The 10,805-nt window shown below is 47.1% G+C and carries 8 protein-coding genes; 6 read left to right on the forward strand and 2 right to left on the reverse strand.

Annotated elements, in window-relative coordinates:
• The 4 genes from IH879_12375 to obgE all read left to right on the forward strand — a co-directional run.
• A partial coding sequence (locus IH879_12375; GenBank protein MCH7675734.1) for a hypothetical protein occupies positions 1 to 1,307 on the forward strand: 1,307 nt, incomplete at its 5' end.
• A gap of 11 nt (positions 1,308 to 1,318) precedes the next feature.
• A complete protein-coding gene (locus IH879_12380; protein MCH7675735.1) occupies positions 1,319 to 5,035 on the forward strand; it encodes a SpoIIE family protein phosphatase in 3,717 nt (1,238 codons plus the stop codon).
• Between the two features lie 116 nt (positions 5,036 to 5,151).
• Entirely contained in the window at positions 5,152 to 5,844 is a 693-nt protein-coding gene (locus tag IH879_12385) for an STAS domain-containing protein (protein MCH7675736.1), read from the forward strand.
• Between the two features lie 177 nt (positions 5,845 to 6,021).
• Positions 6,022 to 7,002: a GTPase ObgE gene (gene obgE, locus IH879_12390; GenBank protein ID MCH7675737.1), complete on the forward strand. Its 981-nt coding sequence runs from the start codon at positions 6,022 to 6,024 to the stop codon at positions 7,000 to 7,002.
• On the opposite strand, the gene IH879_12395 is transcribed toward obgE, so the two are convergent.
• Entirely contained in the window at positions 6,999 to 7,886 is an 888-nt protein-coding gene (locus tag IH879_12395; GenBank protein MCH7675738.1) for a hypothetical protein, read from the reverse strand. The genes obgE and IH879_12395 overlap by 4 nt on opposite strands.
• A gap of 82 nt (positions 7,887 to 7,968) precedes the next feature.
• Here IH879_12395 and IH879_12400 point away from each other — a divergent pair, with 82 nt between their 5' ends.
• Complete coding sequence (locus IH879_12400) at positions 7,969 to 8,382, forward strand: phosphoribosyl-AMP cyclohydrolase (GenBank protein ID MCH7675739.1); 414 nt, start codon at positions 7,969 to 7,971, stop codon at positions 8,380 to 8,382.
• A 3-nt stretch (positions 8,383 to 8,385) separates the two neighbouring features.
• Positions 8,386 to 8,880 carry a hypothetical protein gene (locus IH879_12405; protein MCH7675740.1) on the forward strand — a complete coding sequence of 165 codons (495 nt, stop codon included), beginning with the start codon at positions 8,386 to 8,388 and terminating at the stop codon, positions 8,878 to 8,880.
• A gap of 170 nt (positions 8,881 to 9,050) precedes the next feature.
• Here IH879_12405 and IH879_12410 read toward each other — a convergent pair whose 3' ends face one another.
• Positions 9,051 to 9,866, reverse strand: coding sequence for a pentapeptide repeat-containing protein (locus IH879_12410; protein MCH7675741.1), 816 nt, complete (start codon positions 9,864 to 9,866; stop codon positions 9,051 to 9,053).
• Positions 9,867 to 10,805: the final 939 nt, after the last annotated feature.

Below are 10,805 nucleotides of genomic sequence, written 5' to 3' on the forward strand. Positions count from 1 at the left end.
ATTGGAATAACGACCAACATGCGTCATCTTCCTGGCATTTCGGAACTGAATACTCATTTAGTGATGTCGCGAAACTGCGTCTCGGCGTTAATGACGGTCAGTTCGCTTTTGGAGCAGGCGCCACATACGGCAACTTTCACCTTGATTATAATTTTGGAAAACTGTTCGATGCCGCTGATTTTTCTGTAAACCATCGATTCTCAATTACTTTCGATATCGGTAAGACCAAGACTGAGCTGATTAGAATAGCCCAGGAAGAGACGGAAATGGAATTTCGATTTCGTGCTGACAGGGAAGCCTGGTTTAAAGGAGAGCAGGAATTTAGCACCCGCATGCAGAAGGGCCGCGGTAAGTATTTTGCCAAAGACTATTTAGGGTCAGTAGTAGATTTTGACCGTGCAAAGGATGCAGCAGACTCACTCCTGGCAGTAGGCCAGCGCTTGCGGGGTGCCATAAGTGACGACCTCGAAGCCAACTTACGAGTGGAAACGGCTCTTTCTGCAGTCCAGGAAGCTCAGGCCATGTTAGATTCTGCAAATACAAAATACGATGTCCAAACCGAGGCCGAGTTTAAACGCATCGCATCTGAGGCCGCAAAATCGGAACGAGAGGACCGGCTGCGAAGATTTGTTCTGAGTCAGCGAAATAGAGGTACCGCCTTTTTTAAACAGAGTTTATTCGCGCGGGCAATCAGGGAGTGGCAGGCAGCATTGGCTGAGATTAACGGGTTTGACAACGGTGCGTTGCCCAACTGGACCGGCGAGATTAAAATACAGCTCGAGAATAATATTAAGATGGCCGGGACTCAACTCGAAGGGGACGTTCGACAAGCCATTAAAAAGGCGGATGCGTTGGCACGAAGAGGCCGGTATGTGCAGGCTTTGCAGGAGTTAAATAAGGTTTTGCGTACCGGCGTCTCTGAATCAGAGCGTAAGACGGTTGAGGGCAAGATAGCCAGGTTGCAGAGTCAGCTTAATTTCGATCAAAATTATGATGAAGGCGTGCGCGCTTATGCAAACAAACGATGGCAAAATGCAATGGATGCCCTTGAGCGGGCGCTTAACAACAGGCCAAATCATAAGAAAGCCAAGAAATACTTTGCGGATGCAAAAGCCAGGTCCCTGGCCACCATTAAACAAATGCCTCCCGGGGTCAGAATGAAGTTTTTACGTGGCGTCGAATTTTACCGTTCCGGTAAATATCAGGAGGCTCTAAGCATTCTGGAACAGGCGAATCAGGAGCAGCCTTTCAATAAAAACATCTTAGATCTTATCGATCGCACACTTCAAAAAATGAATGAACAATAGCGGGAAGCAAATTGTTTAAAGGCGTCGAAAAAGAACAATTAAAAGTTCCTGCACATATTGACTACCTTGGAGACCTGCGTGACTTTGTCGTCAGAATTGGCAGAAAGCACGGGTTCTCAGATAAGCACATCAATGCTTTCAAGTTGTCTGTCGATGAAGCAGCAACCAATATTATCCGTCATGCCTATCGCGAGAGCGATGATCAAGGACTGATCACCATCCGCGCGTTAGTTAAGAAAAACAGCCTGACACTTTCCTTAATTGATCAGGGTATTTATTTTGATCCGAAACGGGTAAAAAATCCCGATCTCAACCGGTACGTTGATATCGGCAAAAAAGGCGGCCTGGGCATTTTCATCATGCGCAAGCTGATGGATAAGATCGACTACCGAAAGACCGAAGAGGGAAATGAGCTCCGCATTACCAAGTTTTACCAAACACCGGAAAAAGGTAAAATACTCAGCGCAGTTTCCATTCCGTCTTCCATAAAGGTAAAGTATTTTTTACGGACCATCGCAATTATCACCTTGCTCATCACGCTGGGTTATCTTTATTTTTTTGTCAATTCTGACGATACTTTAATTTCCCAATTTATTGATGATGCGCGTTCAACAAATACTAATCTCATTAACCGTATTCGTGCGATCCCGCCAAAGACTTTTTTCCTGTTAACAGATGTTCCCCCAATTGAGGAAGAGTATAAAGAGCGAATTCTTCAAATATCTATTGTTGATAATACTATCGGGCGGATCGCTTACAGTTCAAATTTGAACGAGTATGATAAGCCTTTCTCCCGCCCGGATTCCGAACAGATCGAGGATAAGGTTTTCAAATATAAATTACCAAACGGAATAAGTGTCTATGAATTCGAAAACACCGTGCTGATAAAAGACACCGACGGCACGGAGATATTTAAAGGAACGTCACACATTTACTTTTCCTCAGAAAACACCCTGGCTCGCATAAGTTCCAAACGCCGTAATGACTTAAAGCTGGCGCTTTTTATTCTGGGCTTAAGTGGCGCCGGTGTCTTTCTGCTGATTTATGTTGTCATGAACCCGTTCCGCAAGCTGTCCGAGTGGGTTACAAACTTAGGCAGTGAGGGAATTGAAGATGATATCGATATTGATGCTTCTGGCGAATTAGGCGAGATCGCCAAAGCCTTTACCGATATTACCCATAAATTTCGTGAGTCTCAAAAGAACCTTGCTGATCAAGAGCGCCTTAAGAAAGAGATGCAGGTGGCCCAGGAGATTCAACAGACATTGCTGCCGATGGACTTCCCGGACCTGGATGGTTATGAGTTGTCCGCATATTACGAAGCCGCAAAAGAGGTCGGCGGCGATTACTATGACTTTGTTGAGGTCGATAAGGATACTTTAGGAATTGCCGTCGCTGACGTCTCCGGTAAAGGTGTTCCCGGGTCGTTGGTTATGGCCATGATCCGGCAGACCCTCCGAACTGAATCCCGGGGGTTGAAAGACGCTGCGGAAGTCCTTTCCCGGGTGAATTCGTTTATTGTTGATGATATCAAGAAAGGTATGTTCGTAACGGTCTTTTATTTGATTATTGACACAAAAACTCGCAGCCTTAATTATGCCAGCGCCGGCCACAACCCGATGATTTTATACCGCGCCAGCACCAAACAAACCTACTACCTCAATCCAAAGGGTTTTCCAATTGGTGTGCAACTGCCCGAAAAAGATTTCTTTAAGAAATATATTGAATCGGATACCATCAAGTTAGCCAAAGATGACATCCTGCTTGTCTACACAGATGGAATTACCGAGGCCATGAACTCAAAGCGAGAACTGTTTGGTGAAGAGCGGCTACAGAAGGCTTTACATAAGTATGGTCATTTAGATGCGGCAGAGTTTGTTGAAAAATTGAAAGACAGTATCTATTCATTCACCGAAGGCAATCCGCAGTACGACGATATCACCCTGGTTGCGATTAAGGAAAAATCAACCCTGGAAGAAGCTGAGCTGAGACGGGCAAAGGAAGCATATCAGTTAATATCCGATGGCATGAGTATTCGTGAAGCCTGTGAAACGGTGAACATGACCACGTATGCTTATTACAATAAGTATAAGAAAGTATTTGATGAAGAAGGCACTGATGCATTCGAGATTACAGATGAGACTATATCTGTAGAAGCCAAGCATGCAAGTATTGAAGAGAAGACCAAAATATTTGATATTATCGCGAATCATCCTGAATTTGGCGCAGGCCGTATAAGAGAAGAGCTCAACACGGAAAAATATAATTTTACCGAGATGACTGAGAAAAGGATTTACGACGAGCTCGTTAGAAACAGGCTGAACACCCGTCAGCTTAGAGAGGCCTTTGTCAACAAAGCGGCCAAAGGCAAGAGAAGATTGAAACCTCCGGGCACACCGCTTATGACGCTCGATGGCAGGATAATTCTCAAGAAGCATGAAGAGCAGTCTCCATCCGCCCGCCCGTTACAAGTCATCGATGAACTGAAGGAGACTTCAGATAAATCACAGGTATTGCCGGAAAATGGACCCGGCACCTCTCCGGTAGGAGATATTCCCAAGGAAGCGCCACAGGAAAATCGGGATCAGGCTCCTGCTGATAGCGCGAGTTCGAATCTTGAGTTTGATTCTTTGCTTGTGCCTTCCATTGACGAATATCTTTCTCAAGGTGGTTCGGATGAAATTGAGGAGCCCCCTGGTGATGTTGAGCAAGCTGAACAAACTGCTGATTCACCTTTGGACTCGAATCAAAGTGAGGAAACGCACGCCTCAATTGAGGAAATCCTCGACACCTCAACTCAAGAATCATTTTCTGATTTTTATGATGAACAAACGGAAGTTGGCCAATCAGAAATAGTAGAACCTGAATCTACTCCGTCGACAGTCGAATTTTCTTTTGAGGAACTTTTCGAGGGCGGCACCATCCTGTCGGAGCAAGGTTTTGATTCGAAAGATGAACAAGCTCCCAAAATAGAAGATTCTGAGTTTGAAGAAGGGCCGGCCGGGGAGCTCCAGGAGCCGGAAACTGAAGATGAAAAGGTTTCAGTGACAGCTTCGTCTATTGATGAGTTACTCACTCATGAAACGGAAACCGTTATGGAAGAGACAGCGTCGGAAACCGGTGATGAATTAGAGCCGGAGTTCGAGCAAGCTAAATCTGTTCCCGTGGACGAGGAGAATGTTTCCTTTTCAGATTTGATTCAGGCTTTAGATGATGAAATTGTTTATGTCTCTGAGGCCCCGAATTCAAACTCCGGCAAAATGCTGACTGAAGAGAAAAAGAACGTAGAATCAATCGAAGTTAAAAAAGAACCGGCTGATCAGGAGAAAAGCGATAAAAAATTTGCAAACCGAACGAGGAAGAACGAAATTTCAGATAAAGAAGTTAAGCTGATTAATGGAATTCGATACTATAAGAATAAAGAATATGAAAAAGCAATTGATGAATTTCAAAAAGTAATTGAGACTTATCCGGATTACAAAGAGGCGCATAGTATTCTGGGAAATGCATACTTTCGGATCAGGAAGTATGATGAGGCCTCGAGTGCGTATCAAAGGGTCAGGCAACTTGATCCCAAGGACGAGACGGCCTATGAAAATATGGGAGTGATATACGCAAACCGCGGGGAGTATAAACAAGCTCTTGGCGAGTGGAAGAGAGTTCTTGAGTTAAATCCTGAGCGAACCGATATTAAAGATAAAATAAAGAAAACTCTGCGCATGATATAATTGACAAATAATTTTTTTGCTGTTTTTATTGGTGGCGGTTGACTTTTATCTGGTATTCTATTATATTTCAAATTGTCTTTTTTGAATTAAACTGTTTAAATTATTAGGAGCACTCCATGGAAGGCATTCAGGTGTCTGTCGAAAAAGCAGGTCCGTATCAGAACATCTCAGTTATCAAAGTAGGTGGATATATTGACACGACCACTTCTGCTGAGCTTGAACATACTCTGTCCTCAACTCTAAAGTCAAACAATTATAACATTATCATTGATTTAGGTGATGTGGATTATATAAGTAGTGCCGGTTGGGGAATTTTTATCAGCGAAATTAAGGGGATTCGTGAAAAGAGCGGAGACCTCAAATTAGTGCGCATGATACCTGATGTGTTTGAGGTTTTTGAACTGCTCGAGTTTCATTACATTTTAAAAGGCTTTGATACGGTCGAAGAAGCGATTTCCGATTTTGATCAGCTCGCGCCCAAAAGTACAACTCTCCAACCACCTGAAAAATCTGAACCGGGTCATGAAAGTGCAGCCCAAACAGTTTCCAATTCAGAGCCGGATGTTCTGGAAGTTGATTCCGGATTGGAATCTTCCGCAAGAAATCTTGGCAGTATCGAAGAAAAATTACGCCAAATTATCATAGAGAAACCAGATTCAGGTACTTTGCAAATTATTAAAACCTTGAATACCCCGAGGTATGGTAATTTAAAATTCGGTTTTTTTAAAATTAGAAAACACTTAAAACAGCTCAACCTTGACTCTAAGAAAAAAAGAGTCTCCTTTTTTAAACAGCAGACATTCGGTTAATTCCGGGTTGCAATAAATACGGATTTGGATACTTCATCAAACCCGTTCCCGCGGAGCCCCCCACTTTTGGTCTTCAGAATGAATTTGACTTTCCTTTTCTAAATAGTTAAACTTCTTTTAATTCGGCTTTCTCTTTGTCGAATTTCGATATTCTATTTTCCAATTTGTTTTTGAAGTATGTTTATAGATCATGCAAAAATACACGTTGAGGGTGGCAATGGCGGCAGCGGGTGTGTGAGTTTTCGCCGCGAGAAACATGTTCCCAAGGGCGGCCCCGATGGCGGCGATGGCGGCAAGGGAGGAGATGTTGTGGTTCAAGCAGCTTCGCAGTTGTCAACGCTTCTTGATTTTCGCTACCGTCCCAATTTCAAAGCGGAAAGAGCAACGCATGGCAAAGGAAGCGACAAGCACGGTAAAGGCGGAAAAGACCTGATCGTTAAAGTACCCTTGGGGACAATTATAAAGGAAAATGAAGAGATAATTGCAGATCTGGTTGAGGAGGGTCAAAGTGTAATAGTTGCCAAAGGTGGGCGCGGCGGCCGGGGAAACGCACGTTTTGTCAGCTCGACCACCCAGGCGCCGCGCGACTGGGAACCCGGGGAATTTGGGGAGGAAAAAATTCTGGAGTTGGAACTCAAGCTGATTGCCGATGTCGGGTTAGTTGGTTTGCCAAATGCGGGTAAATCAACTTTGATTTCAAAGCTCTCTGCGGCCAGGCCAAAAATTGCCGACTACCCGTTTACCACGCTTAAACCGAATCTTGGAATCGTTAAATATCGGGATACCGGAACCTTCGTCGTTGCCGATATTCCCGGCATTATTGAGGGCGCTCATTTTGGAAAAGGCCTGGGTCTTGAATTTCTGCGTCATATTGAAAGAACTAAACTCCTGTTGATTTTGGTTGATTGCACCAGTGAAGATTTGAATCAAGAGTTCTCAGTCTTGTTGGATGAATTGAAAAAGTACAACCCCGAATTGCTGAAAAGGCCTCGGTTTGCTTTGTTAACAAAAATTGATTTGTCTCCCGATAAAGATTTTGGTGAGTTCGTGAAAGCTGCCGGGATGCCGGTTTTAAAGATTTCAAGCGTGGCTGATATGGGACTTTCGGAACTCAAAGACTTGATTTGGGACGAACTTCAAAAGATGTCGTCTTTTTAAAAATAATACTGCAAAAAAGCAAAGTAACTCGTTTGCTGGAAACCAAATTCGCTGTCATTTGCGCCATTTAAAAAATAAACACTCGCCGCGATTTCTAAATTGGTTGCCAGAGAATAAGTCATGGCCGGGCCAACCAGAGAGCTTCTGTCATTTAAATTAAAAATGCTGTAGATATTTAATCCAAGAAGCGGCGTTACCGATTTGATTACCGAAGCTGCAAAATAGTGCTTTGCCAAATTAAATATCCGGCCCGATAGCAAGTCGTCAATAAAAAGAGGATAGTCTTTTTTGTTTGTGGTGCCCTGACCGTTGAAATAAAACTCGATGAAAGCGTAAAAGTCATGCGGAAAGCTGTAATCGGCGTTTAATATGGCACGAAAAAAATTGGAGTCTCTTTCCTTCCAGGTATAAGCAAATTCTCCACGAAAGCCGCCGCCGCCGATGTAACCGGCAAAATCCCCACCAATGACTCTATCTTTTTGAAACTCACCCGCCATTATTGAGAAATCGTAACTGCCGAGATTGCTGCCTAAGCGAACTGCGGCGCTTGCTTTTAGATCTTTTCTGCCAGGGGCAAATGCGGCTTCCAAACGGGAAAGTGAGCCAAAAGGGATGGCCAAATACGCCGCATCGACGCCGCGCTTCTCCTCCAATTCAATGGTTGCAGGATTAAAGGGGTTGAACAGGTCGGTGGGATTCCAGGCAAAGCCGGTACCCCAGGCAATGCGCTGGCGACCGAAAGTAAGCTCGGCATTTCCAAAATAAAAAGTTGTAAAGGCGCGAAAAAGGGATTGTCGAGCTTGATAGTTGTTTCCCTTTGTTAGGTTCCAGTCCAGGTCTACAAAAGTCGGCCGTTCAGCTTCTTCGGAAAGCTCAAATTCCAAAGTATTTAAAAAAGAGGGACGGGAAAAGGGGGTTTCGTTCCCATTGCCACAGGAGATAGCAGACTTTAAAAAGGGAAAATAGATGTCTAATATAGATGCCGAGTCTGGAAAAGATATTCGCCTAGATTTTCAAAAATTACGAACTGTTGTGGCTTGCAGTGAGGATGTTATTCCAGTAATCGCTCAGGATACTAAGAGTGGGCGTGTTTTGATTGTGGGCTATGCCAATCAGATGGCACTGGAGAAAACATTGAAGAGTGGGAAGGCGACGTTTTGGTCCACCTCTCGGGATGAGCTGTGGGTGAAGGGGGAGTCATCTGGGGATGTGTTGCTTGTGGACGAGGTTCGGGTGAATTGTGAGCAGAATGCCTTGCTCTATTTGTGCCGGCTTCGGGGTGAAGGGGCGTGTCATACCCGAAATTCGGACGGGAAGGCCCGACTATCTTGTTTTTATCGCCGAATTGACGGGGATGCGTTGACCTTTGTAGATGAGTAGCTGATGTCGAAAACCATTTTATTGGTGGACGGGTTTTCATTGGCTTATAGGGCCTTTTATTCCTATCCGTTAACGCTGACTCTATCGGATGGGCAGCCCATTAATGCTGTTTATGGATTTTCGGCCCTTCTCATGAGTGGTATTGAGGAATTTAAGCCCGATTATGTGTCTGTTTGTTTTTATCGGAAGGAACCCACCTATCGGCATCAGATTTACAAAGAGTATAAATCCCACCGCCCACCCCCCCCAGAGGAGTTTTCAACCCAGGTCCCGTTGCTTCGTGACATCTTGGAAAAGATGGCGATTCCCTCGATTGATATGGCCGGGTATGAGGCGGACGATTTGATGGGGACGCTGTCAAAGAAGGCAGAAGCAGAGGGCCTAAACTGTGTGATTATGACGGGGGATTTGGATATGCTTCAGGTCGTTACAAAAACCACTCACGTGGTGACCAGTAAGAAGGGAGAGCGCTTCGGTTTGCCCGCGGCGAGGAAGTAACCTCGTCCGGTGGCACCCGAGTCATCGAAGCGCTGATCCTGCTCATTTCCGGAAACGTGGTGGGGGTCGCCGCGGCTACTGATTCCCAGAAGGATCTACACTTGATAGCCCGCTACTACGGTACCCTATTTGGATCAAGCTAATTTGCTCCGACATTGCCGGCGAATGCACTAGTTGCAGGTGCGGATTGTCAACCCTTTTGGCAACGCCGTGGCGGCAGTGCCGCAGGCCCGTTCGAGTTGATGCTGCTTCAGACCTTTGACACCCTGAAGGTTGGCGTCGTCGAGCCGCGTGATGCGCAGAACGGCGTCCTTCAGGATCGCACCTTCGAGGTTAGCGCCGGACAGGTTGGCGCGCTTCATCCGCGCGTTGGTCAGATCGGCCTGTTTCAGCGAAGCCTGGTTCATGTCGGCGCGGTCGAGATCGGCCCAGACGAGCATCGCGCCGTCGAAGCGTGCGTTACGCAGAATCGCGCGTTCGAAGTTCGACTTCTCCGCGGCGACGGCGGTGAGATTGGCGTGGGTCAGGTCCGCACGTTTGAAGTCGGCGCCGCCCAGCCGTGCTTCGGCCAGCGTTGCACCGGTCAGGTTCGTCTCTTCCATATCGCTGTTGCGCAGATCGGCGCCCGAGAGATCGGCACCGCTCAGATCCGCTTTCTCAAAGTCGGCGCCGGCCGCATTGACGCCGGCAAGATCGGCGCGGGGCAGTAACGCCTTTTCAAGATCCGTGCGCCGCAAATCGGCCCCCGCCAGATTGGCGCCACTGAGATCCGCGTCCTTAAGATCGGCGTCGCGCAGATTGGCTTTTCGCAGGTCCGCGCCGGCCAGTTTGGCGCCCTTGAGGTCGGCGTTGCGCAGGTCGCAGCCGACACACGCGTTGGTTTCGCGGAGCTTGGACAGATCCTTTTCATCGAAGGCCTGCGCGCCGCCCCCGAAGAGGGCTAAAGCGATCACCGTTGTCAGATAGAAATTCAACTTATGGTCCATAAGTAGCCTTCGCACTTGGCCTGATGATGCACACTTCGAGACGGTCGCCTACTTCGGTTGGCGACGCCAATCTACGTAAACTCCTGAAGGAGATCAAAGCGATTTCCGCACTTAGCGCTACATATGCGCGAATTGTTGTATGGCCCCATAAATTCAGCGTATTTGTTTTCGCCTGTCGTGATCGCACCGCGACGTTCGAAGCACACCGGCTGCGCCGCGGGTCAACTACTCTTCATGACCACTTTGCTGCCCGGACACGCCACCAGCTCGCGAATAGACCATGGCAAGTAGATGGGTTGAAGTACGTTACTGTTACCGAGCCGAAGCGTTTAGCCATACCCCTCGAGGGGACGAGACGACCTGAACAATCGCAGCGACGCAAGTCGGCCGCACAGGGCGCCAAACCCCCGCGAGGACATTCGACGAGCCTCTTTCTAACAAGCTGCCTATCTCGAAACTGCCCCCGTGACCTCTGCCACATGCGGCAGATAGTCTCGAAATTGAATGACGGAGATAGGGTGGCCCAGCGCTAATTGTGCTCAGAAGCCCCGACCCGCGTTTTGTTTGGTCGAGCCCAGCAGCCCTACTCCGCTCCTCTGCCTTCAGAACTTCAGTGGCCGAGGCGGCCCATGAAACTCGAAGGTGTAACAGTAACATACTTCAACCTACCCACTCGCCGTGGCATCACTGCGACAATGAAGAGGTATTGGGATGCGCTGGCTCGCCATTCTTGTTGCTGTTGGACTGGCCTTTCAAAGGGTGGCCGTTGCCGACGCCGCCCCGAGACGCGCGAGGTGTGACCCAATGCCGGTGTAGCAATTTGGAGGGGCGGAGTATGCGGCGTTCGAACAGGGACTTTGAGGATTGTAAAATAAGGTCCGAGGTGACCCTTAGGTTCAAGGGTGGGAACGTAAAGGCAGGAGAGTGGAGCGGGATTTT

It is taken from the genome of candidate division KSB1 bacterium, from assembly GCA_022562085.1.
Classification (GTDB): Bacteria; Zhuqueibacterota; Zhuqueibacteria; order Oceanimicrobiales; family Oceanimicrobiaceae; genus Oceanimicrobium.

What these genes read in the sequence shown, in the direction of transcription:
- IH879_12385 (MCH7675736.1), top strand. Translation starts at nt 5,152, where the DNA reads ATGGAAGGCATTCAGGTGTCTGTCGAAAAAGCAGGTCCGTATCAGAAC.
- obgE (MCH7675737.1), top strand. Translation starts at nt 6,022, where the DNA reads ATGTTTATAGATCATGCAAAAATACACGTTGAGGGTGGCAATGGCGGC.
- IH879_12400 (MCH7675739.1), top strand. Translation starts at nt 7,969, where the DNA reads ATGTCTAATATAGATGCCGAGTCTGGAAAAGATATTCGCCTAGATTTT.
- IH879_12405 (MCH7675740.1), top strand. Translation starts at nt 8,386, where the DNA reads ATGTCGAAAACCATTTTATTGGTGGACGGGTTTTCATTGGCTTATAGG.
- IH879_12410 (MCH7675741.1), bottom strand. Translation starts at nt 9,866, where the DNA reads ATGGACCATAAGTTGAATTTCTATCTGACAACGGTGATCGCTTTAGCC.